Origin of the sequence: Buttiauxella noackiae ATCC 51607 (assembly GCF_001654865.1) — a bacterium.
GTDB lineage: Bacteria > Pseudomonadota > Gammaproteobacteria > Enterobacterales > Enterobacteriaceae > Buttiauxella > Buttiauxella noackiae.
This window is the reverse complement of the sequence record NZ_LXEO01000070.1, coordinates 44,451-67,509: the sequence shown is the minus strand read 5'-3', so window position 1 is coordinate 67,509 and position 23,059 is coordinate 44,451. Positions and strand designations below refer to the sequence as shown.

Here is a 23,059-nt window from a genome sequence, read left to right as displayed (position 1 = left end):
AATTTATCAAGCCGGGTAAGCCGACGCAAAACGCGTTTATCGAACGATTTAACCGAACATACCGGACCGAAATACTGGATTTTTATCTGTTCAGAACGCTGAACGAAGCACGGGAAATAACGGAACGCTGGCTGAACGAATACAACAGTGAGCGGCCCCATGAATCCCTGAATAACCTGACACCGGAAGAGTACCGGCTGATGGCTGAGAAACCGGAAATCTCAAAAAGTGCGTGGAACTAAAATGGGTATGCTTACACATTGGCCGCTTCCATTGAACTGATCCCCTGTAACCGGAACTCTTTCACCAGGCGGTCCTGCAGGGTGAGATGTGCACGTTCGACGCGACCTTTCGCCTCACTGGTATCGGCACAGATAGTCTGAATGCTCAGCTCATGCATGACCCGACCAAACTGCATATGGGCATCACCCCCGGTCGCATTTTTGTTATTCACCCGAAAAACGCCCGCTTTATCACTGTACAGCGCCAGTGGCTTACCGTGTTTGTCGATGTAGCGTCGCGTGGATTCAAAATAAGAGAATGTGGACTCTGATTTGACGAACAGAAGCTCCATAATTTTGCTGGTTGCATCATCAACGTAAACCAGAACGGTACAGGCCGGGCCACGATCTTCGAACCACTCATGATCGCAGCCATCTATTTGTATCAGCTCACCAGTACACGGGCGCCGGTAACGGGGTTGATGGATCCTGGCGGCCCGTTGTTTACGGGGAACCCAGAGACCCGCACGCGTCATAATGCGCCTCACGGTCTCTTTACCGAGGATCAGACCGTGGAGCTCTGCGAGTTTTTCCTGCGCCAGTGTCGGACCGAAATCAGCATAACGTGTCCTGATAAGTTCCAGAGCCTGATCGGCAAGCCCGGGCATAAGTTGCCGGTTACCCCGCATGCCACGACGGCGGCTGGTCATGCCAAGCGGACCATCTTCACGATAACGCGCAAGCAGACGGCGGCACTGACGGTCGGAGATACCAAGCCGCTGAGCTGCCATCTGTGTTGTCAGACGCCGGTCGATGACGTCCTGAATTATCTTGAGTCGGTTAACTTCATCCAATGTGAAAAACTCCGCTGCGAGAGCCGTCATGGTAATCCTTACTTGATTATACACGCCGGACATCTTAACTTAGCCCAGAGCGGACATTACAACTTTGCTACTACAATCTTGGTGCGTGCAATCTATCTTATGTTAAATAACATATTGATTTATAAAGAATATCATAATTCACACATCTAGGCACTACCTTCCCTTCTCACCTTGTGTGCTGAATGTAATAGTGTCGCCTTGTTACGCATTTCTTCCATCAGGAATTTACAGCCGTAGCCAAAAGGATCAAACGCATGGCCATCATGAACATTCACATTGATGATGGCTTAAATGCGTGCCTCTGTGCATATTATGATGCTGGCTGATGAAGGTGCCGATATTATCGAAATAGCATGAGCACGCTTGGCTAACCCAGATTATCAACTGACGTAAACCTGATGTTTGGTGAATGGCTCGCACTTAACAGAGATGTCTATGTTCAGGAAAGTTAGCGAAGGCATATTGTTCATCTTGTAAGAAGACCAAATTATGACTATATTTAGTCTTTGTGTTTGGGGGATGACTATGAAGGTAGAAACAATAAGCTTCATTAAAAAGAATGCTGCAACTCTTGATCTGGCTGAGCCGATTATCGTCACGCAAAACGGTGTTCCTGCTTATGTGATTGAATCTTATGATGCACAACAGGAGCGAGAAAATGCCATAGCCTTGCTGAAACTGCTGACTATTTCAGAGAAGGATAAGGCGGATGGTAGTATCTTTTCCAAAGAGCAATTACTGGCTGGATTATCGTGAGCATTCAGTACACGTTCACCGTAAAAATTTGTATTGATGATATCGCCAGCCATTTACGTCGCATTGAGATTGAACCTAAAGAAGTCATCCTGGGCATACTCGACTACTTTGAGAGCAAAGTTACTGAATTCCCGCTCGGATGCCAGATTTGCCCTGAGTTACTAAAAATAGGCTGTGCAAAATACAGAGAATGCAATACTCCTGACGGCTATCGGGTTTTATATTCCGTGGAAGGTTCTCTTATAACAGCACACGCTGTGTTGTCACAACGGCAGAATATACAGCAACTACTCTTTAAACGACTTATCAGTGCCTGAAAACAAAGAGCATGTTGAGGTTGTTCCCTACACAGGTGAGCGCAAGGTCTGACATAGCTTGCACAGAGGTATTGCGCCACCTGAAATGTGAGTATTTGTTGAATCAACTAGAGGGATTTACGCAGGAATTCCAGAAATAAAAGCGGCTGGAACGGTCCTTTACTTTAACAGTTGTATATTCATTTTCATGCCTGAGGTGATATTTATTTTACATGCTGCCAAACCGATGCAGGTATTTTATCATAGAGTTTATTCATTGTTAGTTCAGCCAAACGATGATCAGCAGCAGAGTTAAAAATCTCCAACTCCGCATCAGAAAGCTCATACCTGTTTTTTTCTATTATTTTTTCTAAGGTATCTAAACATGTGCATCTCCTTAATTTCATTAACCAATCAATTTTTTTCATTCTGAATAACTTCTATTTTTTGCAATATTGCGCGGGAATTTTAGCACACTCTGATTTAGCTGTTCGCTCAGAGCAACGCTCCCCCTGCCCGCTAAAGCTAAATAATCTTCTGGCTGCTGCTATTTTTCAGCATGGCCACCGCATCGGCTGCCGGCATCTGAAACTGCACCCTGTGTCGTGCAGCGACATCAAGCGCAAACACCTTAGTGTAAACTTCCGTTGAACTGACACTCCGGTGTCCCATCAGACTCTGCAGGACCTTGAGCGGAATACCGGCGTACAGCATGTGCATGGCGTACGAATGGCGGAACGTATGAGGTGTCACCGGCACGGAGAAAACCACCCCGTCTGCCCTGGCCAGCTCCACGGCTTCGTTGATCCAGCTGCGCACCGTCCGGTCGGCGATGCTCCAGATCCGCGCCCTTTCGGTTCGCCCGGTCTTCTTGTTACGTCGCTCCAGCGGAATTTTCAGCGTGGCCACCATCGTCTGCAGCTGTGAAACAAACTGCAGATCGGACAACGGAACGATCCGGCTGGGAATGACACCTGCAGGTGCCCGGCCCGCTGTTCTGGCAGCCTTTTCGGTGCGTTGCTTCAGCGTGGCCAGTTGCACGAACGGGTACGGTGGCGTCAGCGTGAAATCAGCCCGCGTCAGTGCCAGCGCTTCATTTATACGCGCGCCGGTATTCCACAGTGTGGCAATCAGCGTCTGACGATAGAGATCCGGAATATAATGAAGAAGCGCGCTGACTTCCGGCGCCAGTAGGTATTTCGGGTAATCATCATGGGCCAGCGCCATCTGACGTAATGCCAGCGCCGCCGGATAATCAATAGCCACAGGTAATGAAGCCGGCAGGGCAGAATACGGTCCGGGCAGCGCCGGGAAAGGGGTCATACTCATTGAAATCCTTCACTGGTCATAAATTATCCCGGATAAAACCTGGCAGGAGATCACCCTCCCCTGCATAAAATTCCGGAGCAGAACAATGCGTTAAAGCTTCCGGTTGCAGAGAGAAGCGCGCCGCTTTCACGGAGACATAATTTCGCCCTTATATTCACAGAGCACTCCCGACATATTCGGGGGGCCCTGTCTGTAATGACTCAGACCCCCCGGAACATCAGGTTAATGGCATACTGGATGTCATTCCCCGACGCACTCACATCTGCAATTTCTTCGCCGATGACCGTGGTGGAAACACCGGCCATTTCGGTAGTCATCACCCGATATCGCTCTTCACCAGAGCATACGATCGGATAAAGGCCGAGGGGCACCTTATCTGACAGCAGACGGGTACTCACCAGCGGGATCACCATTCGCCGGCCCGGCGTGTCGATCATATCGCTCTGCACATCCACGAACAGCCGATACCCACTTTCCCGCTTATAGCGGTAAACCCGGAACTGCATCTCACCCGCTCCTGTTTTCGTCAGCAAAAGAGCCGTGCTGTTCAGTGAACCGGGCGACCTCGGCCATCCCTTCACGATTTTCTGCCTGCCAGCGTTCTGTTTTAAGTCGCCGGGTTTCATTCTGCATGGCCATATTGACCAGACCGGAAATATTCACACCGGCTTCTTTCAGCAGCTGATAATTTTCACGGTCTATCGTCACCGTTATGCGTTGCTTCATTCTGCACACTCCAGTACATACTTATAGTATGAATAAAGGTATATACGATTGTGGCATAAAAATTCGCTTCAATACCAGCATACTGTTATGAGGCTATTATTCACTCGATGATAAAGTCATCCTGCTTAACAATACCCTGAAAGATAATCACTCTGACGACAGTAACCAGCCATATAACCACGCCGGTAAATTACCGTTGTGCGGTTTTCAGTTGATCCGGTTTATCCCGTATTCAACAGTTTCCGGAAGTATACCATGAGCGTTCTTCACACGAAGCGCCCTTTTCTGCCTCTTACCTGCCGCAGTCTGTGACGGTTAAAAACCCAAAATATGTCAGTTATCTGCGATGTGAAATACCGGATGTTGTGTTCTGAGGCTGGCGAATGAGCGGGCGGTGAAGAAAGATCCGCAACTCAGGGTTTTCGGATCTCCGGTGAAAAGGAGTGACTACTTAAGAATTGCATCCACTAAAGTGAAATGATGTCATTAAATTGACCACTCTATAATTAAATGATTTACTTCATATCTGATTAATTCATTCACTGAAACTGTATTCAGAGAATACAGCCATCCTGACAGGAGCCCAAATGCTGAGTCAGCTGACCCTGCGCTTTCACAAGAAACTGATCGAGGCACTGAAAGTACGTGCCGGTCGCGAAAATACCTCGGTCAACGCCCTGGCCGAACGCTTCCTCGATGACGGTCTGCAGACCGCCGCCACCGGCGACGGTTATTTTCAGCTGATCGCCGATCCGGAGGCGACCGTCCGCCAGCTTTATCGTCAGGTCATTCTGGGCCAGACGTTTGGCCTGCCATCGCTTTCACGTGATGAACTGCGTTTCGTGCTGTCCCACGCCAGACAGGGGTACATGCACAGCCATAACCGGCTTGTCACACAACCTGCCCTCGGAATGCTGCTGCAAATCATCCGCGAGTTGCTGGCATGGCAGGTCGAGCATAACAGGATCAGGGATGAACATTATCTTAAGGGGATTTACAAAATCGCGGGAGAAAACTGGGTTGACGAATTTGACCATTTCATCACCACTCTGCGACCGGTCGTTGACCCGATGTATGCAGAGCAACTGTTGCGTCCGCTGGAGAGTGGCTGTTTTGAGCTGGCCGAGTTCCCGGATGCAGTACTGAATGAGATTTTCACCCTGCCTCGTCTGCAGCAGATTTTCCCGCTGATGCTGTACGGGCTTGACTGGTCTGACAGCAAATCGGAAGCGCTGGCCCAGGAGCTGCGCCCGCTTATCCCGGCAGTGACGGAAACCATCCTGGCCGGTACGCTGCGCCTCGATATCCAGGTATACGGCCAGCCGGCTGGTCAGCGTCCCGACGCCTGGTATCAGACTCCGCGACTGCACCTGATCATCACCGGCAAGGAATTTGTGTTGCCCTGCAGCTGGACCCATTTCTCCGAACTGCTGGGGCTGTTTACTCTGTATAGCCAATGGCCTGAAGCCCTGAAGCATGGCCATCAGGGCAGACACGTGATGTTTTCTCCGCCAGGACACGTGACGGCGGATGGCTTTTTTGGCATTGACGGACTGCGGATTTTCCTGCCAGCGGAGGCGTTTGATGAGCTGATCCGACAGCTGACCGGTGCAGCCTGTACAGGCAAACTGGCGGACGCTCTCACCGGGCTGCGTTGTCTGTACGGAGATCTATAAATGGTAACAGGAACACAAATTTCACGTGCCGGATTTGAAGGTCCTGTGATGATGCCTGAAGATGATCGTTACGGCTTTACGGCGATTTCTGAAGGCCTGGCTCGCAGTATCTGCGCGCTGGACGAGAATATCAGCACAGTGATCGGTATTGAGGGCCGGTGGGGGTCAGGAAAAACCAGCCTTCTGAATCTCCTTGTTGGTCAGCTAAAAACGCAGATGCCAGCTGAAACGGTGGTGTTACCATTTTCTCCCTGGCTGACATCACCTGATGAAAGTCCTGTCACATCATTACTTCTGACGGTTGCGGCGCGTTTGGCAGAACTCGATACCTCCCCCCAGGCCATGGCCAGTAAAGTTTCACCGCTGGTACAAAACGTCCTGAATTATGCGCAGCAGACCTCACGTAGGCTGGCTCCGCTTACTGATTTAGCGGGCGAATTCATTCCGGGTGTGGGGATTGTGGCGAAAGGAATGAAAGCCTTTGCGGAAACAGACTTGACCCTTCATGGTAAGACGACAGCTGAATTGCGACAGGATATTGAGCAGAAAATTTCTGAGATGGGGATTAACTTTGTTGTCATCATTGATGATCTGGACCGACTTGAGCCTGCTCAGGCAGTTGAAGTACTGCGAATGGTTCGTTCTGTGGCAGACTTTTCACGCTTCCGCTATGTGATGTGTTACGACAGGGATGTACTGGCCCATGCTGTACAGAACGGTCTCGCGGTCAAGGATGGGCTGCTTTACCTACAGAAGATAATTCCATTGGCATTCAGCCTGCCACGGCCAGAAAGCTTTGATTTGCGGCGTGAATTCCTGTCTGGTGCCATCAGGTTATATGAGTCGGTTAATCATATCGAGCCGAATGAAGAGCTTATTAATGACCTGAGCATGGTAGTGGATCTTTACGGTGCCAGCCTGCAGACCCCCCGCGAGGTGCAGCTGACATTGAACGGGCTTATTTTTCGGTATAACGGGATTCGTGATTATGTTTATTTTCCGGACCTATGCTTTCTCCAGCTGATGCGCACAACCAATCCCGGGCTATATGACTGGTCAGAAGAATACCTGACAGAGCGTGCCATCATGGAATCCGGGGACGGAAGTGTCAGTGAAGAGGAACAAAAAGATCTGGCACAAACACTACGCGAATGTCTGTCACGGTTTCGATCCTCAGAGGCTAAATCTGTAATCTCCCTGCGCCACTGGCTGCCAGGTATTTCAGGATACAAGCTTGATAAGCTGACGTTATTCGGTCAGACCTCTGATGACGAGAAAGCGATGATGACAGCAAACCGCCGTCTCGGAAGCACAGCTTACTGGCGTTACTACTTTGCCTTTTCATCCCCGCAGAACATTCTCCCGCCGGCTTATTTTGATGAGCTGTTCCGTATGGCAGGCAACGAACCATCCGGCCAAGCCCTGACGGAGGAGCTACTGGGTAAGATAAACAGTAATGGCGTGTCCTCCCGCACCTGGTTTGAGCATATTCTGAGCCAGCTGACATGGCCAATGATAAACAAACATACTGCGTCTGAATGCGCTGGTCTGCTGGCATTCTTCTTCAGTGCAGGTGATGAGATTACAGCGCGTTATCAACAGAGGAATCGCTGGTTTTCCCGGTATGATCTTGATGTTAACAGCGTTGCTAATCGACTTCTGAAAAGGATGCTTGACGATGACCGTGCAAAAGCACTGAAAACACTCTTTTCGCTGACGATGAAGGGGGCGTCATGGGGCTGGATTGCAAACTATATCCGTGAGTTGCTGTGGCAGAATGGGCTGGCCGGTAACCGGGCAGCATCAGAGCATGAACGCTTGCTGACAGATGAAGAGTTGAACCTCGTTCGCAGCAACTTTTGTGAGCGTCTGAATAGTGGTGAGCTGAAATTGCAGCTTCTGCAGGGAGGTGAGCTGGGAGGATTTGTCTGGGCCTGGCAGGATATTGCAGGCCAGGAAACACTGATTGCCTGGATTTCACAACACGATACCTCTGACGAGGCATTTCTGACGTTATTGCTGAGTCTGCGCTCTCACGGCATCTCCAGCGCGTCCGGACACTATCTATCCCTGAAAATAACGGAAATCGCTCATCTGTTCGGGGGAGAGAAGGAGCTACGGGAAAGGCTAAGCCGTATTGAAGCTGAAGGGCAGTTTCCTGACCAGACTGATGAAATCAATAAAGCTATCGCGTTCAGCAAATCATTCTGATTCTTTTCCAGCACAGCCATTTTATCAACAATCCCCAGGGAACCTGCCCAGCAGGTTCTCTTTTGCAGTTGCAACCATTGTTTTATACCTGAATAACCTCTGGGTTTACCTTTTTTCGGATCCTGTCAGAGAGAACATCAAAACAGGATAGGTGTTACATATGCAGATGCAAGGCATATGCATATGTCTGACCTATACATATGCCTTGCATCTGCATATACTTAGCCTATGCATAAAGGCCTGTCGGCCAGGAGAAGAACATGAGAACCGTATCGATATTTAAAAATGGCAATAACCGTGCCATCCGCCTGCCCCGCGATCTGGATTTTGAGGGCGTCAGCGAGCTGGAAATTGTCCGCGAAGGTGACAGCATCATTCTGCGTCCCGTTAGGCCGGGCTGGGGGTCATTTGCGCAACTGGGAAAAGCCGATGCGGACTTTATGGCAGAGCGTGAGGAGATTGTCAGCGATGAAGGACGATTTGAGCTGTGAATAAAACCTATATGCTGGACACCAATATTTGCTCATTCATCATGCGTGAGCAACCCGAAGCGGTACTGAAACGACTGGAACAGGCCGTATTGCGTAACCACCGCATCGTCGTCTCGGCCATCACCTATGCCGAAATGCGTTTCGGGGCAATCGGAAAAAAAGCCTCGCCACGCCACGCGCAGCTGGTTGAGGCGTTCTGCGCCCGCCTCGATGCCGTACTGGCCTGGGACCGGATCGCTGTGGATGCCACGACTGAAGTGAAAGCAGCCCTGGCTGCGGCCGGTACGCCGATTGGCCCGAATGACACGGCCATTGCCGGGCACGCTATAGCCGCCGGTGCCATTCTGGTGACCAATAATACACGAGAGTTTGAGCGGGTACCTGGACTGACGCTGGAAGACTGGGCTAAATAGGCTGATGGCTTCAGGGATGACTTCTGATTACTCCCGGTATATTAGGGGTTTGAGGGCCATCTGTACGAAAATGTACCGTAAGAGAGAAATAGATGCCTGAAAATAGATTAGTAGACAACAGTGTCCGTTAAACTCCATTTTCCGATTCAAAAGACACTATTTTAAGAGTGTCCTCCCTGTCTATTATAGTTCTATGCATCAGACAGTTACTTCACTTGCGTACGTTTTATTTTCATTGGCCCTCGAACCTCTTAACCATTTGGTTGAAAAGTGGCCTTAGCGTAGGTTATTTTCCCTTTTCCAGGCGGCCCCCAAGATAAATGCAGGCTTATTTAGCGTAATCTCCGGAAGTCATCCCTGCCGATCCTGTCGCCAGTTGCACCAGCTGCTTCCCGAAATCCGGAAAGCCTGCAGCTGAAAGTACATCAGCAACAGCACTGGCTCTGGGATGGCCACGTTCAAGCCAGACGAGTTTGAGAGCAATACCTGATTTCTCCGTATCATGCATGTGACGCGGCAAACCGGAATTACCAAACGGGCATTCAAAGGCATTCATGGCGTCGAAAAAGCTGCCGAAGAGTTCGTCTGCCGGAATAGCAAACAGGTGCCATTGCTGACGTAAAGCGGAGATCATCCGCACGTTAACACCGTAGCGACAGAGTCTGCCGGTAAGTGGAACCGCAATGCCCAGGCGGCATGCCTGATAGCGGGCAGCGCCAAAATGGTGTGAGCCACCGTCGTTCAGCCAGTAGAACCTCCGCTCTGCCCACGGATATTCAGCAAATCGCATCCGGTCGAGCCGTAATTCCCAGTGACACATATTTTTCCGCAGGTGCTCTTCAGTCACGGGTTCAGCCAGCTCACAGCATCTCAGTATGGGAAACTCATCGATGTCCCGGATATCATGCTCCAGAGATTTCGATGCCGAAATCCCCCGGATATCCGTGATGTCGCATGAAAAATGAGGGACATCTTCTTTGCTAATCAGCTGCTGAACTTCAGGAACAGCAAGTGAATGGCTTTCGAGTCGGCGCTGGTAGCCCGGTTTGCGGTAGTCGATCGTCCAGGGACGAGAATGAAATGATGACAGAGATGAAGACATCCAGTCTTGCCAGTAGACCACCGACCGTGTCCAGAATGTGTCGACAGGGGCGATAATCGGACAGGGAATAAGCTTCCCGGAAGCAATCGTACCCTCCAGCCGGGCGGGACGTCCCAGAGAATGCAGAATCTCCTCGCGTATCCAGCCAGCTATTCTGCGCCAGACAGAAGCCCTGGCTTCTGCCGGCCGATCGACAAATTTACCTCTTTCCGGTTGATCACTCATATGCTTTCCCTGATGGTCATGTAATGTCCTGATCACGTCCGCCCAGCCTTAGCACAGTCAAGGATAATCGCGAAAATATACTAGGGGAGAGTTTGGAGATCGAAAATTATTGTACGGTAAGCCAGTGACTTAAGCAGGGATGACGGTCCGCTTTGCGCCAAAGCGGAAGTTCGTCGCAATTCGTATTTTTCCGGATATTTCCTGCCAAAGCCCCCTTTGTTATATACCCGTTAACATTTACATTAACTTTATTAGCGGGCATTGCCGGTATTAGTTTACAGGATTAAACAAAAGGAAGAATGGATGAACATTTTTTTTCCGAGGTCATTGTCAATTGTGTGTACCACACTGCTAATGACGGCCTGCTCTGGCATTCGTGACCAATCTGAAAAACCGTACGCCTATCGCACCGAACATAGCGTCGCTTGGAATATCATCAATGCATCCGGCATGGACCTTTATAGCGACGCCTTGGTTAGCCAGTCTCAAAGCAAGATGTTCAGCCGCGCGGATTACGATTTTGTTTTCCCTACAGTGGGAAATGATAAATTAAATGAAGCGACATTGTCTTTAACCCCGTTGCTGCAACATCGTGCCACGGGTATGAGTGTGGAAGATTGGCAATCAAATGGGATCCTGGCATGGATCCCCACCGAACTGGCAACCACACCCCAGGCGGCTTCACTTGTGCTCTCAAATAAAATAGAAGCTGCTGTTATGGCTACCTTAAATGAATCTAAACGCGAATTTAGGGTTCGTAAGGGAGCGGGATACAATGACTGGTTAGGAAAATACGTTTTTCAAACCAATGCTTCACGCTTTCTGGTCGTTAAATTTGCAGATAAAGATGCGGGATGTGAGCTTCCAAAAGATGATTATTTCGACCCTGCTCGCAAGAATAGTCCGATCTGCACCTTTTATACAAGCTTCCACGACGCAGAAAAAATTGTCCGCACTCCTGACTTAATAGGTTCAAATGCGACCGGAAAAAGTTATTTCATAAGACACGATGGTTTAAATGGAAGTTCCCTCAGCCCGGTATTTAGAAACAGTGCTGATCATTCCGATGCAGAAAATGAGCGTATGAATTATGCCTTCATGCAACAAGTCAGTAGCCATCTTCCTGCGTGGGTAATTCTTTACCTATCGCCTCATGAACATGAGGGCTTGCCTGCCGTTGCATTTCAGCAAGGGAAAGTGCATTTTTTCTTTCGCGAAAAATAAAGTAGATCACATCAACAGGTGATCTTAATGTCCGCTTCACGCCCTGAGACATTCGACAAGCTTTTTATGGCTTCAGTAAGGGCGAGTGTCGCGCTTCGGGAGCCAGCAAATATTTCGCTTCGTCGTAGCGGGTTCTGGTCTTCGGGGTTTGAAGCCCAATGGAACGGAAACGTACGTTAAGAACGTAACTATAGGATTTTAAGTCTATAAAGTCGTGGAGATGTCGGTCAGGTTTACGTTGATTTGATTACTGGGTTTATTAACGCCGAAAGTGCAGAAAACCGCATGGGTACTGGTATCAATGGAAAGAATAAACAAAACCCTCGTTTTCTTTACCCGGCAGATCTGCTCAAATAATGTACTTAACGTATGATCTCGTACGATTGGGCTTCAAACCCCTTAAAGGGACAGGCAAAAGCGCACTGGTTAAAAAATAGTCTTAGCGTGGTTTGTTTTACGTTTTCCAAACGGCCCCCTAAGAAGACGTTTATTTGGTGATGTACTGCGTAGCATTTGCTATTGATTTTTTGCAGAGGGAATGAGTGTGGCAACAATGCAGGTGATGGGGATTGATCTTGGGACAACCAACAGCGCGGTAAGTCTCTGGCAGAACGGTAAAGCTGTGCTGATCCCCAATCAGTGGGGAGAGGTACTCACCCCCTCAGTCGTCGGGCTCGATGGACAGGGTAATATTTTGATTGGTCGTCCGGCTCGTGACCGCTTACAACGTTTCCCACAGCTGACGCAAGCAAGCTTTAAACGCTATATGGGAACCGACGCCACACTTTCGTTGGGGACACGGCAGTTTCGCGCCGAAGAGTTGTCTGCATTGCTGTTACGCCAGCTCAAACAGGATGCAGAAACCTGGCTGGGACAGACGTTAACAAGAGCGATCATCACGGTCCCGGCCTATTTTAATGATGTCCAGCGACGGGCTGTCAAAAATGCCGCTCGTCTGGCCGGATTAGAGGTCGCGCGTCTGCTCAATGAGCCAACGGCCGCTTCCCTCGCTTTCGGCTTACTTGAAAACCGCGAACAAAAATACCTCACTTTTGACCTCGGTGGTGGCACCTTCGACGTCTCTATCATTGATATGTTTGAAGGTGTGGTTGAGGTACGCGCCAGCAGCGGCGACGTGCAGCTGGGCGGGGATGATTTTTCAGAAGCTATTGTACAGTGGATGCTGCGCCAGCACCCTGAACTTAAACAGCCATCACCGATGCTGAGAGCGGAATTACTGGCAAAAGCGGATGCGATGAAGCAGACGTTAAGCCTCGAAGAGAGTGCGGCGGCGACCATGGAATGGAAGGGGCGCCAGTGGCGTTGGACGCTGACGGAAAGCGCACTGGCGGACTGTTGCCAGATGCTGCTGACACGGCTACAGCGTCCGGTTCAACAGGCGTTGCATGATGCCCGCTTCTCCCTGCATGATCTCGATCATGTTCTGCTTGTCGGCGGTGCGACGCGGATGCGCCTCGTACGTCAGACCGTCGCCCGGCTTTTCGGACGCTTCCCCCGCTATGACCTGAATCCCGACGAAGCCGTGGTGCTAGGAGCCGGCGTGCAGGCGGGGATGGTGATGAATGACAGCGCCGTAGAAGACATTATTCTTACGGATGTTATGCCTTTTTCGCTGGGTGTCGAAGTGGTAAAACGTCACGTGGGCCAGATAGAACCCGGTTTCTTTATGCCGCTGATTGAGCGCAATACCTTTTTGCCGGTCAGTAAAATGGAGACCGTTAACACGGTTGAAGATAACCAGACCGTGATACTGCTGAAAATTTACCAGGGAGAGGGGCGGCGGGTGCAGGATAACGTGTTCCTTGGCGAAATGCGGGTTGAGGTTCCTCCCCGTCCCGCCGGTGAAGTCGATCTCGACGTGCGTTTCACTTACACCCTGGATGGGCTGTTGGAAGTGGAGTGCTACAACAAAGACAATCCTACGGTGTCGCGAATGGTTATCGAAAAAATCCCCGGACAAATGAGCGAAGAGCAGATTACCGCCAGCCTGCAAAAGCTAAACGACCTCAAGCTACACCCTCGGGATCGCCAGGAAAACCAGGTAATATTGGCACGCTGCTCACGTCTGTATGAACATCTACTCGGCGAGGAGCGCAGGTGGGTTGACGAGCTACTGACTGCGTTTGAACAGTCTCTGGAAAGTCAGGATATTCGCAGTATTTCAACGATGCGCGGGCGGGTAGAACAATTCCTCCGGCAATACGATGAGGAACTCCGCTGATGACTATCTGGCAAGTTCTGGGGATCCCTCCGACAGGCGATGAAGCAGAGATCCGTCGCGCCTACGCTCAACAGCTCAAAACCCATCGCCCGGATAAAGATCCAGGAGGGTATCAGCAACTGCGCGAAGCCTTCGATGCGGCTAAACAGCAGGCAGGGAGTGGCGCGACGCCAGTACATCTTGACATTCGCCACCCATCCTCGGCTCCTGCCGTCGAAGTGGCGCTTCCTGAGGCGAAAACGTTCTATACCGCCGAAGAGATGCAGGCGCTGGCACATAAGCTGGTCAACACTGAAATGGTTGGGATCGTGGCGATGAACGGATTATGCATAAAAATCGCTTCGCAAGGGAGCCTGCTACAGCAGCAACAATTTCATCAGCATTTAGCTGCGGCGCTCTCTGAAGAGCAAGGGCTCACGGAAGGGCTGCTTGACCGTGTTTCTGGACTGCTGGGGTGGGGGATAGAGGAATATGACTACAGTTATATCATCCCCGGGCCGATACAATACGCTATCCAGCAGCGCCTGAGGGAGACGGAAATCAATCGCGCCTGGCTGCAAATGGCTACTGAGGAAGCTCATGGTTCGCTGCTCTCGAAAACAGCGATCCGGCTTCTGAAAAGCGATTATCAACAGGTACCGTTCTGGGTTCGTCTTACGCCTGGGCTTCCACAGGCGCTCCTTAATCAGGCTCAACGTTTTACCTCTTACTATCCCGAAATCGCTGAACGGCTCAATCCCGTGATGCTGGAATTTCTGCGCCTGAAACGCCTGATGCTTAGCTGGCAGGGAATCTTTCTGCTCGTGTTCTGGGGAATGGCATTTAACTCGTTGTCCCGGCAGCCAGATATTCATCATGCTGCCAGCATAACGGCTATCGTCATCGTCATATTTTACCTGTATCTCAGCGATGTTCTCATGATGGGACTGAGTGGCAGGCCCCGATGGCTTAGCGGCTTCTTTTTCCTGGATTTTCTGCTCTCACTCGCGGTCATTCAGTTGTTTTTCGGTGGGATTTTTTTTGCCGCCGTGGTATCGATTCCTCCTTCCGGACATGGCCCAATGGCACTCGTCTCGCTACTGGCTATTCTGGTACTGGGTATTGTGTTCTGGGCTGCATGGCCGAAAGACGTGCCTTTTATCCGCAAGCCCGGTATCACGATAAGCAGGATCTTTTCCAGCCCATGGAAACTGCTTGAGTGGATGAGTTTCTCATGGTTTTCAGCGATATGGACGTTACTTTATTTCACTCTCTGTGTCGCGGTTCTCTCCGAGTTACTCAAATTGTTCAAATAGAAAAACGGGATTTTTGTTAGCGGCAATGGAAAAAACACGGCGCGGGTTGCTGTGTGAGTTGATGTGTAAGCGCCATCCGGCTTTTTGTTGGTTGATGTGAGATCTGAGACTGGGAGTCAGTTTTGTGCCTGGTGCCGCTGTCACGCTAGGTTAATCTGTAACGTGCATATCAACTCAAGCTAATAACTTATTCCTGGATGCCGATACCTTTATTTATTATTCAGTATGGGGTTCTACGCCGGAACCGCCGAAATTTCCGACCAGTGGTTCTTAGTGATCTTTCGGCACCTCAATGGTAAGCGTCAAGCCACTGCCGCCTATGATTCTGGTTCCGGGATCGTTAGCTTAGAGCTCCGTCTAATTTAGAAGGGGCTCTAATGATGGAAAATATGACCGACTGGCGTACCGAAGCCCGCAACATCTACTCCAACGAGTTTAAACTGCATATTGTCGGGCTGGCATCCCAACCCGGAGCCAACGTGACTCAAATAGCCCGCGAGACCGGAGTTGCCCATAATCTGGTCTTTAAATGGCTAAGCCTCTGGCAGAAAGAAGGCCGCATATCACGCCGTCTCCCCGCAACGAACGCACCCACTTCATCACCGATGCTACTGCCTGTTGAGGTGATATCTGACCCTACACTATCGATGAGCAAAGCACCACAACCTGTCACTCTCCTTCGCTGAACGCCACCTCCTGCCACGTGGAGTTCAGTCAGGGTAAAATGACACTGGATAACCCGTCACCCGAACTGCTGGCGGTGCTGCTCCGCCAGCTGACCGGGAGAAGCCAATGATATCCCTCCCGTCAGGCACTCGTATCTGGCTGGTTGCTGGCGTCACGGATAGTCAGATGCCTTAAAAAACTATCTGATGTAAAAGTATGTTGTTCCCTTATTCATCATTAGTGCTGGCAACCCGTATTTTTGCTCTGCTGCCCGGTAAATAAACACCCATTCTGGTAGATCTTGACTTAGCTTTTGTAAAATACGCAATCTTTTGCGGGCCAGCTCAGGGGTATTAACTGTATCCCCACGAGAAAGAGCACTAACATCCAAAATACTCCCCCCCATAACACCACTAAACAGGTAACGTTTTCCGTCTGAGTTTCTTTTTAGGAATGATGGCGTTTCATATATTCCCGAAACGCCATGTTGGGTCATAAAATAACCACAGTCAGGGCGATTCACCGTCGACCTATATTCATCCACACAGCCTAGTTCTTCATCAATAAAACTCGCCCCAACATAGACGGTTTTACCTAAGCTTTTACCTTTGAAAAAGGTTCCGATAACACTGCTGTATCCGCTATCCATGATATTGTCAGTGCTCTTCATATTTACGTTTCTGAACGCTGCTTCTGTAGCGTTTCTCATCGTATCAATGTACAGGCGTATGGCTGACTCTTTGTCTGAGGCCAGCTCATGAGGAAGCCAAGCAATCAGTCCAGAACGCTCCCAATCGTTTGAATCGAAACCTGGACTAGGATACGTGGCGATCAGCTTTCTCAGGTCAATATTACTCAGGTTATACGGGGAACTATCATCAGGAGCTCCCCAGTAATAAAGTTTATTACCAGAGAGCTTCAGGTCTTCAGGGGAAACATCCTTGTCTTTCCAAGGATCCTGTTTGGATGCAACAAACACATTCCAAGCATAGCTGTGGGATGGATCATATTTGAAACTTCCATTAACGAGGTCATTTGTTAACAGGCATCCTGATAGGGTGATAGCTACAGATAACAGAATAATAATTCTAATTAACTTTTTCACTGCATGACTCCATTCATCAAAAATATGAAAGTTACTATATTAAAAATTTGTTATCACCCCTGCTCCGGATTAGGGGCATCATAGCGACGGGCCGTCATACTTCCGCAGCCGCTGTGATCGTTCCTGCTCCAGCGCTTTCTGATGCTGCACCGCGCGCTCTTGCTGCCGGTGAGCTTCTATCGCGTTCAGCCTCTCGACAACCGGTTCAGCTGCTCACTCAAACTCTGCACCTGCCTGTTCAAGCCCGTGACGCGCTCGCTCAGCGCCGCGTTTTCCCGTTGCATAAGACCAGACATCGTCCGCCATTCCACGAAGGCGTTCTCCCACTCGTTCAGCCTTTTTGAGTAGTCCTGCTGTAGCTACTCTAATGCGCTCAGCAACTGTTTTTCCAGCTCCGTCATGTGCTATTTCCCCGCCAGTATCATCCAGGGGTTCTGTGCCGGAACCGCCGGTATTTCCGGCACCCTTCAGTCCTGTATGGCGGCGGGTGAAAACCTTACAGGCGACAATGACCCGCCAGCAATCGGTCCAGGTCGTCATTAAAATCCGCAGGCGTGACCTGACGAATGTTCTCCCGCTCCGGCCACACCTTCATCACACAGGAGGGGGTACTGAGCCCCGGCACGCCCAGTGAATCACCGATGATCCATGTCGGGACGTTCATGTCCCGGTACAGATGAAACATTTTCCGCGAATAATCCGCAAAATTAGCAGGAAACTGCGCACCGGCGGCAAATATCAGCAGCGCCGCCGGTTTCGGCGGATGAATTATACCGCAATATAACCACTAACCAAATGTTATATAAGGCATTACAGGGACACGATTTATGCCGCGACGCGGCATGGAGGCGCCAGCCGGAGTCACCTGTTTCACTGTTGCTGAACGGCGCCGGTTGCGCGGTGTAGCCGCCCTGCTTTGATAGTTTCCACCAATCCAGCCCCTCGCCCTGCCCAGCCAGACCCACTGGCCGCGAAGAAGAATCTTGTTTGTGCCGTCGGAGTGGTCCGGGCTTTGCCCGGGCGTATCTCCGCGTTAGCGCCGTGAGGCGCTTACGGGCATGTAAGCAATACCAAAAGCGATACTACTTACAGCCACGAAGAAGCTAGTTACAACATTCATTACTAAAAGCGACATCATCCCGGGCTTCGCCCGGGGCGGCGGCGCTTTTCAGTGGTGGGTTGGTGTGAGATGTCACAAATGTCGGGGTTTTGATGTTGAGTATATCTATGTGTGTTGTAACTAAAGTTCATTGTGAATAGGGGGGCCCGCCATTTATGGTGGGAGCTATATCTGCCCTTTCTAGCGACGTGGCCATAAGGCCACTGTTCACCGATTTTTCACAGACAATAGGTTGTTTGCCTGGTCGTTTAAGGGCAAAGGAAAAAGAAGGGGTGTAAGACTATTTTGCAGCTTTCATTTTATCTGTTTGCCGGTTTCTCCCGTTATTCGTTTGCGGATTTTTGTGGATAAGAGACGTTGCACATCATCAGAATGCACGTAGCAGGAGGTGGTTTGTATTAATGTTGCCGTAAACAGCTCAGGAAAGGGACAAAATAGAGAAGCGGGCAGATGACAGGCAGCACAAAACGCCCCGACGGGGCTGGCTACATTCAGGCAGGTAAATCTGAGGGTCAGTGTGGCGGCGGTGACGCCAGTGCCAGTTCGAGCTGATAAAGACGCTGGATGGCCAGCTGCTCGAGGCGTTGTGGCGTACACCAGTAAGCCTCATCTGGCGCCATCGTCTTCAGCAAGAATTGTGACATTTCATACACCTGGCTGTCACGGGGCAGTCTGGCCAGACGGTTAGCCCGTTTACGGTCGGCCCCACGCTGACGGCGGAACTTCATCGCCTCTGCGCGTTTCTGTGCCGCCCAGCGCTGACGCGCAGCATGAGGTGACAGTTCGTCATGCTCACTCATCACCCCTTCAGCAATCAGCCGGCGACGTTCTTCACTCTCACGCAACTTCTTTTGTTGCTGTGCTTCGAGCTTTACCAGGTCCACACCCAGCATCGAGAATCCCAGAGCGGTGATCCAGACGTATTTAGGAAACCAGGTGCGGGACTCGCGGTCCCAGGTCTTTTCTTCGGAGATAGCCAGTACGCCAAAACGGATCTGCTCATCAATAAGCCGGGACAGGCGCGACACTGTCACCTCCTGTCCTGCAATCAGCTGACCTTTTTCGTCCTTCGAACTGATTTCAAACGCCAGACGTGACACACACATCCCAACAGAATGTTTGCCGGCATCGCAGAAGCTCACCAGTGCTGGCCAGAGTGCATCCAGCAGGTACTGTTTCTCAGGGCGGAAGGCATATTTACGGCCGGCCCGTTCGCGTTCACGGACATAAAGTGGATGGCGGGACATGTGCATCCGCAAACGGGGCTGACCAGTCTGCGGATCTTTCATCACCAGGCGGTGATAGGCATGGCCAAGCTGACCGCCGAGGGCTTTATAATGAGCTGGTCGGAACCAGGCCGGTCTGTCACATTTAGCTTTAGTGGAGTGTTCGCCACGCCGGCGCAGAGATTTTTTCCTGACGGGTTCAACCAGAAAGGCTTCTTCACAGCGTTCGCTTAACCCTTGCCAGAAACGGTCCGGGTCATCGATATCAGGATGGAATTTATGATTATGTAAAGGTTGTTCAGACACACCTTTCCGCGCTTATGTTGCACGGAAGGAGTACGCACAAGAGGTCTTGAATTTCTCTGGGCATGAATTTATACTCCCCGCACAGAGCAACAGCTTCTGTGCAGTTTTAGTAGGACCCCGTTAATCTAATCAGCCCGCCAAAGTTGAAGAAGATTATCGGGGTTTTTGCTTTTCTGGCTCCAGTAAATCCTCAGAACCAGTTCCCTGCCACTTTCTGGCGTGGCTCAACCATACATTCTGTTAAACGATCAGTAATCTGTTAATGACTCCCGATACGGCAAGTAAAACTACTCCGTAAAAGGATCTGACCGACAACAGTTCGCCGTTGTTGCGCTGGTCAGCGTTGTTAACATTTTTCGTATGATACCCGATTTTTCTCCTGTGTGAATATCGATAATACCTGTCTTCCTTACCCCTAAACTAAATTGCGTCTTTATTGATGCAATTATTCTTTCCTTAACCTAAATATTCATAGAAAACAGTCCAATATATGAATAATCATGAATTTAAAAAATCATGTTTATCCCCACAAAACCGGAACAAAAATCACATTTTTTTAATTTCTTTTCTGTATGAAAAACGAGCAGCAAAACAGATCGATATTCTGTACCACCCTCCACAGCCAGCATAATTGATCGTTCATAGATCTCATGACGATCATTTATGCTGGTTTAAAACGGAGTTATCCACAGGACAGGTATTTCTGGTTGCCTATGCAACTGTTTACAAACAAATACATTTCGGGATATAAACACGACCATTAAATGCACATCCAGTTTTGTGTGCTGCGTTAAATGATCAAAATGGTCTATTTCACTACCAAGGATTCGCCATTCTTGCCAACACAAATAGATGTAGGTTGATTTTTAACCACAAGAAATATCGCAAAATCAGGATTGATACAGCGGAGAAACCCTTTCTCCGTCGCCAAAAAAAGGAATGGCTCGCCGGCCATTCTGGCTTCACTGATTTTTGTGCCCGGGGGGACCGAGTGAGTACACCTCGTCCATACCAAACGCCGGGTACAAACTTCAGTGAGGCGAGTTCAGTATGAACATTTGATTTTTGACCAGTCACTCCACGGTCAAAAAATTCTTGGGCTCGCCCGCAATTTACCTCTCACTTTATTTATCGCAGGACAATCGCCATGGAAGCGTGGTATCTCGTTTGTTATGAACCCGGGAAAGAAAAACTGTACAGGGCCCAGCTCAGCCTGAGCCTGAAAAACATCACCGTTTTCTGCCCTATGCTTAGAACCTGGCGCCCCCGGACAGACTGCAACGGCGTCAGACCTTTCATTGAGCCCCTTTTCAGGGGATATCTGTTTGCCTATCTTGACCCGGAAGTGATCCACCCGTCACGCATCGAAGAAGAATGCAGCGGGGTGAGTAAGTTTGTCAGATATGGTCAGGAAATTAAGCCGTTACCCGCGTCTGTTATGGAAACACTGATGGCGCTCCCGGCCTGCGCTGATGAGCGTGATGTCGTCCCTAAAGCCGCAAAGCAGGAGAAAGCCGCTCAGCGCCCTTACCGGCCCCCGCGCAAACGTAAACAGCGGATGAGTAACCCTTCACCGCTTCAGAGTGTGCTGTACGATAAAATCAGCAGGATAGTCAGTACTGATAATGAAATGCAGCGCACCGCCATGTTCCTGGCATTGACGAAATCCTTCCATGACCATACAGATCATCCCGGCAACCGGTAGTCCGGGTTTGCCGCTGTGGGGCAGACATCCCCACAACGTGTTTTCAGCCCCCGACATTCACTGCCAACAACCGTCCCCCCCCCAGGTCACTCTCCGGGTTGTGTTGACATATTCTTACCCTGAGCTGCCTACGGGCAGCTCTTTTTATACGTGAGTCCCCATGACAAATAAAAATGTACGCCATCACACTGTGCGCTTTAACCCTGCACGCACGGAGGGCCTGGAAAAATTAGCCGTGGATATCGGTTATCAGCAATCTCGCCCGGTTACCGTTCACGCTCTGGTGAATGCGCTGGCCGACTGCCTGCTGGACAGGCAGTTCGAAATCCGCGTTCTGGCTGACAGGATCCAGATGAATGCAACCAAAAACCGGAGAGAGCCATGAAACGCGCGGTCCTGCTGCCACTTTTGCTGACCGGCTGCCAGCAGGGACATGTCAGTACACTGCCGGAAGCGCAGAGTTATGTGGACAACCTGATGGCCGCCCAGCTCATGGTGGTCAAAGTTGAGCAGGAAAGCCTGGCACTGGCCAGTGGGCTGAACTTCTCTCCAGTCAGGCGCCCGGCCCCATCATCCACTCCACCCGTTACGATGCGGGGAACAGCGGTAAAAGCACCTGAACCGGTCGCCGACACGTCGCTCCCCCTGCCCCCAGGGCCCCGCCTGATGCCGGGCCTTCAGCACGTGCGCTATACCGGCACACCGGATACTCTTCCTGCGCTTGTCGCCAGGCCCGGTGCGCAGAGACGGCTGGATCAGGCTCTGGTGGCCATCGTACCCGCTGGCTGGAATACCGTATTGTCATCCCGCCTGAAAGCCGGCGCCTTGTCCCGGGTATCCTGGAACAGCGGTGACCAGTGGCCATATGTACTGGAGAAACTGGCGCGTGAGCAGCAGCTGCAAATCAATATTTACTGGGCATCCCGACAAGTTACTGTGGATCGGGCCGAAAAGGCAGGTGTCAACGGGGTACCTGCAACAGCGACGTCGCCAACAACCACGCAAAGCAAGCTGTTAACGGGCCCTGTCGCCCCGACCGCCACCCCGCCAGCAACACAGGCGGGGGCAACAAAAGTCTTCACGCCAGTGAAAGCGCCTGAACCGGTCAGGCCTGCTCCCCGGGTCTGGCGGGCAGACACAGGCAGCACGCTCAAGGACACCCTGTTTATCTGGGCTGCCACGACCGACTGCGAAGTACTGCCCGGGAAAAAGTGGAGCATTGCCTGGGTGACTGAAACGAACTACCGCATCGATGCTCCGCTGCTGTTCAGTGGCCCATGGCGTGATGCCCTCAATCAGGTCTTTGCGCTGTATCAGCATGCGGCAGTACCGCTTTATGCCGGCACGAACTCTGCGCAGTGTGTCCTCAAAGTCGATGATAAACCCATGAACTGAGGTGGCGAATGAGTTACCTGATCCTGTCATTCTTCTCGGTCTTCCTCCTGTTTTCCTCCGGTGTCCTGCAACACGATAACGCCACTGATGCCGGTCAATACCAGACCGATACGCAGCAACAACAGGCTGCCGCGACGTTGCGTTATATGAATGCCATCAACAGTTATCTCTACGCTCACCCGATGGCCGACGGCACATTCAGTGACAGCCTCCTGGAGGCTGCGCCACCTTCTGGTGTGCGGCATGTCATTCGTCAGGGCCGCGTATTCGTCTATCAGCCTTCCCAACCCGGGCTGAAAGACGCGCTGGTCACCGTTTCCCGACACTCAGCCCTGCTGGGCAGTGTTAAGTCCCGCCGGCTCATCGATCTGAGCGGCACCGATATGCAGATAACCTTGCCGGACCTTATTCCGGAGGGTTATCTCGTTTACCTCAACTGAGACGG

The 23,059-nt window shown here is 50.8% G+C and carries 25 protein-coding genes and 2 pseudogenes; 16 read left to right on the top strand and 11 right to left on the bottom strand.

Going from position 1 to position 23,059, the window contains the following annotated elements:
• A partial coding sequence (locus M979_RS22025) for an integrase core domain-containing protein (protein WP_157093293.1) occupies positions 1–242 on the top strand: 242 nt, incomplete at its 5' end.
• A 17-nt stretch (positions 243–259) separates the two neighbouring features.
• Here M979_RS22025 and M979_RS22020 read toward each other — a convergent pair.
• Positions 260–1,105, bottom strand: a pseudogene (locus tag M979_RS22020) (ISNCY family transposase); the annotation flags it as partial.
• A gap of 525 nt (positions 1,106–1,630) precedes the next feature.
• On the opposite strand from M979_RS22020, the gene M979_RS22015 reads away from it, so the two are divergent.
• Positions 1,631–1,861: a type II toxin-antitoxin system Phd/YefM family antitoxin gene (locus M979_RS22015; RefSeq protein ID WP_064556417.1), complete on the top strand. Its 231-nt coding sequence runs from the start codon at positions 1,631–1,633 to the stop codon at positions 1,859–1,861.
• On the top strand, positions 1,852–2,178 hold the full coding sequence (locus M979_RS22010; RefSeq protein WP_064556412.1) for a hypothetical protein: 327 nt from the start codon (positions 1,852–1,854) through the stop codon (positions 2,176–2,178). The genes M979_RS22015 and M979_RS22010 overlap by 10 nt, the downstream gene beginning before the upstream one ends.
• A 203-nt stretch (positions 2,179–2,381) precedes the next feature.
• Here the strand turns inward: M979_RS22010 and hha are convergent, their stop codons facing one another.
• The 4 genes from hha to ccdA all read right to left on the bottom strand — a co-directional run bounded on the left by hha (position 2,382) and on the right by ccdA (position 4,212).
• Positions 2,382–2,585 carry a hemolysin expression modulator Hha gene (hha, locus tag M979_RS22005; RefSeq protein ID WP_064556411.1) on the bottom strand — a complete coding sequence of 68 codons (204 nt, stop codon included), beginning with the start codon at positions 2,583–2,585 and terminating at the stop codon, positions 2,382–2,384.
• 97 nt (positions 2,586–2,682) lie between these two features.
• Entirely contained in the window at positions 2,683–3,486 is an 804-nt protein-coding gene (locus tag M979_RS22000; RefSeq protein WP_064556410.1) for a site-specific integrase, read from the bottom strand.
• Between the two features lie 200 nt (positions 3,487–3,686).
• Positions 3,687–3,992 (bottom strand): type II toxin-antitoxin system toxin CcdB, encoded by a 306-nt coding sequence (ccdB, locus tag M979_RS21995; protein WP_064556409.1) that lies wholly within the window; start codon positions 3,990–3,992, stop codon positions 3,687–3,689.
• Position 3,993: 1 nt separating this feature from the next.
• Complete coding sequence (gene ccdA, locus M979_RS21990) at positions 3,994–4,212, bottom strand: type II toxin-antitoxin system antitoxin CcdA (protein WP_064556408.1); 219 nt, start codon at positions 4,210–4,212, stop codon at positions 3,994–3,996.
• Between the two features lie 587 nt (positions 4,213–4,799).
• Between ccdA and M979_RS21985 the strand changes: the two genes are divergently transcribed.
• The 4 genes from M979_RS21985 (at position 4,800) to M979_RS21970 (ending at position 9,003) form a co-directional block, all read left to right on the top strand.
• Positions 4,800–5,888 carry a hypothetical protein gene (locus M979_RS21985; RefSeq protein WP_064556407.1) on the top strand — a complete coding sequence of 363 codons (1,089 nt, stop codon included), beginning with the start codon at positions 4,800–4,802 and terminating at the stop codon, positions 5,886–5,888.
• Complete coding sequence (locus tag M979_RS21980) at positions 5,889–8,099, top strand: KAP family P-loop NTPase fold protein (RefSeq protein WP_064556406.1); 2,211 nt, start codon at positions 5,889–5,891, stop codon at positions 8,097–8,099. It begins immediately after the preceding gene.
• Between the two features lie 260 nt (positions 8,100–8,359).
• The gene (gene vapB, locus M979_RS21975; protein ID WP_064556405.1) at positions 8,360–8,590 is read left to right on the top strand and encodes a type II toxin-antitoxin system VapB family antitoxin; all 231 of its coding nucleotides are present in this window, start codon (positions 8,360–8,362) and stop codon (positions 8,588–8,590) included.
• On the top strand, positions 8,587–9,003 hold the full coding sequence (locus M979_RS21970; RefSeq protein WP_064556404.1) for a PIN domain-containing protein: 417 nt from the start codon (positions 8,587–8,589) through the stop codon (positions 9,001–9,003). Before vapB ends, M979_RS21970 begins: the two co-directional genes overlap by 4 nt.
• A gap of 328 nt (positions 9,004–9,331) precedes the next feature.
• Here M979_RS21970 and M979_RS21965 read toward each other — a convergent pair whose 3' ends face one another.
• Positions 9,332–10,330 carry a DUF6685 family protein gene (locus tag M979_RS21965; protein ID WP_064556403.1) on the bottom strand — a complete coding sequence of 333 codons (999 nt, stop codon included), beginning with the start codon at positions 10,328–10,330 and terminating at the stop codon, positions 9,332–9,334.
• 303 nt (positions 10,331–10,633) lie between these two features.
• Here M979_RS21965 and M979_RS21960 point away from each other — a divergent pair, with 303 nt between their 5' ends.
• From M979_RS21960 to M979_RS21945, 4 genes are all read left to right on the top strand, one after another.
• Positions 10,634–11,554, top strand: a complete 921-nt coding sequence (locus M979_RS21960) for a hypothetical protein (protein WP_064556402.1) — start codon at positions 10,634–10,636, stop codon at positions 11,552–11,554.
• A gap of 538 nt (positions 11,555–12,092) precedes the next feature.
• Positions 12,093–13,796, top strand: a complete 1,704-nt coding sequence (locus tag M979_RS21955) for an Hsp70 family protein (protein ID WP_064556401.1) — start codon at positions 12,093–12,095, stop codon at positions 13,794–13,796.
• Complete coding sequence (locus M979_RS21950; protein WP_064556400.1) at positions 13,796–15,091, top strand: J domain-containing protein; 1,296 nt, start codon at positions 13,796–13,798, stop codon at positions 15,089–15,091. The genes M979_RS21955 and M979_RS21950 overlap by 1 nt, the downstream gene beginning before the upstream one ends.
• Before the next feature lie 377 nt (positions 15,092–15,468).
• On the top strand, positions 15,469–15,777 hold the full coding sequence (locus M979_RS21945; RefSeq protein ID WP_245164806.1) for a transposase: 309 nt from the start codon (positions 15,469–15,471) through the stop codon (positions 15,775–15,777).
• 179 nt (positions 15,778–15,956) lie between these two features.
• Here the strand turns inward: M979_RS21945 and M979_RS21940 are convergent, their stop codons facing one another.
• The 4 genes from M979_RS21940 to tap form a co-directional block, all read right to left on the bottom strand.
• Positions 15,957–16,862: an LptM family lipoprotein gene (locus M979_RS21940; protein WP_064556399.1), complete on the bottom strand. Its 906-nt coding sequence runs from the start codon at positions 16,860–16,862 to the stop codon at positions 15,957–15,959.
• 185 nt (positions 16,863–17,047) lie between these two features.
• On the bottom strand, positions 17,048–17,197 hold the full coding sequence (locus tag M979_RS22910) for an MbeD/MobD family mobilization/exclusion family protein (RefSeq protein WP_425338137.1): 150 nt from the start codon (positions 17,195–17,197) through the stop codon (positions 17,048–17,050).
• 1,297 nt (positions 17,198–18,494) lie between these two features.
• Positions 18,495–19,514, bottom strand: coding sequence for a plasmid replication initiator RepA (repA, locus tag M979_RS21930; protein WP_064556397.1), 1,020 nt, complete (start codon positions 19,512–19,514; stop codon positions 18,495–18,497).
• Positions 19,507–19,578, bottom strand: coding sequence for a RepA leader peptide Tap (gene tap / locus M979_RS23945; protein WP_074388703.1), 72 nt, complete (start codon positions 19,576–19,578; stop codon positions 19,507–19,509). Before tap ends, repA begins: the two co-directional genes overlap by 8 nt.
• Before the next feature lie 64 nt (positions 19,579–19,642).
• Here tap and M979_RS23970 point away from each other — a divergent pair.
• The 3 genes and pseudogenes from M979_RS23970 to M979_RS21920 all read left to right on the top strand — a co-directional run bounded on the left by M979_RS23970 (position 19,643) and on the right by M979_RS21920 (position 21,604).
• Positions 19,643–19,769, top strand: a pseudogene (locus M979_RS23970) (replication protein RepA).
• A gap of 892 nt (positions 19,770–20,661) precedes the next feature.
• Complete coding sequence (locus M979_RS21925; RefSeq protein WP_064556396.1) at positions 20,662–21,219, top strand: transcription termination/antitermination NusG family protein; 558 nt, start codon at positions 20,662–20,664, stop codon at positions 21,217–21,219.
• Between the two features lie 160 nt (positions 21,220–21,379).
• Entirely contained in the window at positions 21,380–21,604 is a 225-nt protein-coding gene (locus M979_RS21920; RefSeq protein ID WP_064556395.1) for a hypothetical protein, read from the top strand.
• Positions 21,605–21,680: 76 nt separating this feature from the next.
• On the opposite strand, the gene M979_RS23565 is transcribed toward M979_RS21920, so the two are convergent.
• Positions 21,681–21,854, bottom strand: coding sequence for a hypothetical protein (locus tag M979_RS23565; protein WP_167350295.1), 174 nt, complete (start codon positions 21,852–21,854; stop codon positions 21,681–21,683).
• 31 nt (positions 21,855–21,885) lie between these two features.
• On the opposite strand from M979_RS23565, the gene M979_RS21915 reads away from it, so the two are divergent.
• Both M979_RS21915 and pilM read left to right on the top strand, forming a co-directional pair.
• Positions 21,886–22,614 (top strand): TcpQ domain-containing protein, encoded by a 729-nt coding sequence (locus tag M979_RS21915; RefSeq protein ID WP_167350294.1) that lies wholly within the window; start codon positions 21,886–21,888, stop codon positions 22,612–22,614.
• Between the two features lie 8 nt (positions 22,615–22,622).
• On the top strand, positions 22,623–23,054 hold the full coding sequence (pilM, locus tag M979_RS21910) for a type IV pilus biogenesis protein PilM (protein WP_064556393.1): 432 nt from the start codon (positions 22,623–22,625) through the stop codon (positions 23,052–23,054).
• The last annotated feature ends 5 nt before the right edge of the window (positions 23,055–23,059 follow it).

Bases quoted from the DNA above. Each gene is read 5' to 3' on its own strand.
- M979_RS22015 (WP_064556417.1), top strand. From the start codon at position 1,631: ATGAAGGTAGAAACAATAAGCTTCATTAAAAAGAATGCTGCAACTCTT.
- hha (WP_064556411.1), bottom strand. From the start codon at position 2,585: ATGAAAAAAATTGATTGGTTAATGAAATTAAGGAGATGCACATGTTTA.
- M979_RS22000 (WP_064556410.1), bottom strand. From the start codon at position 3,486: ATGAGTATGACCCCTTTCCCGGCGCTGCCCGGACCGTATTCTGCCCTG.
- ccdB (WP_064556409.1), bottom strand. From the start codon at position 3,992: ATGCAGTTCCGGGTTTACCGCTATAAGCGGGAAAGTGGGTATCGGCTG.
- ccdA (WP_064556408.1), bottom strand. From the start codon at position 4,212: ATGAAGCAACGCATAACGGTGACGATAGACCGTGAAAATTATCAGCTG.
- M979_RS21985 (WP_064556407.1), top strand. From the start codon at position 4,800: ATGCTGAGTCAGCTGACCCTGCGCTTTCACAAGAAACTGATCGAGGCA.
- M979_RS21980 (WP_064556406.1), top strand. From the start codon at position 5,889: ATGGTAACAGGAACACAAATTTCACGTGCCGGATTTGAAGGTCCTGTG.
- vapB (WP_064556405.1), top strand. From the start codon at position 8,360: ATGAGAACCGTATCGATATTTAAAAATGGCAATAACCGTGCCATCCGC.
- M979_RS21965 (WP_064556403.1), bottom strand. From the start codon at position 10,330: ATGAGTGATCAACCGGAAAGAGGTAAATTTGTCGATCGGCCGGCAGAA.
- M979_RS21960 (WP_064556402.1), top strand. From the start codon at position 10,634: ATGAACATTTTTTTTCCGAGGTCATTGTCAATTGTGTGTACCACACTG.
- M979_RS21955 (WP_064556401.1), top strand. From the start codon at position 12,093: ATGAGTGTGGCAACAATGCAGGTGATGGGGATTGATCTTGGGACAACC.
- M979_RS21950 (WP_064556400.1), top strand. From the start codon at position 13,796: ATGACTATCTGGCAAGTTCTGGGGATCCCTCCGACAGGCGATGAAGCA.
- M979_RS21945 (WP_245164806.1), top strand. From the start codon at position 15,469: ATGATGGAAAATATGACCGACTGGCGTACCGAAGCCCGCAACATCTAC.
- M979_RS21925 (WP_064556396.1), top strand. From the start codon at position 20,662: ATGGAAGCGTGGTATCTCGTTTGTTATGAACCCGGGAAAGAAAAACTG.
- M979_RS21920 (WP_064556395.1), top strand. From the start codon at position 21,380: ATGACAAATAAAAATGTACGCCATCACACTGTGCGCTTTAACCCTGCA.
- M979_RS21915 (WP_167350294.1), top strand. From the start codon at position 21,886: ATGCCGGGCCTTCAGCACGTGCGCTATACCGGCACACCGGATACTCTT.
- pilM (WP_064556393.1), top strand. From the start codon at position 22,623: ATGAGTTACCTGATCCTGTCATTCTTCTCGGTCTTCCTCCTGTTTTCC.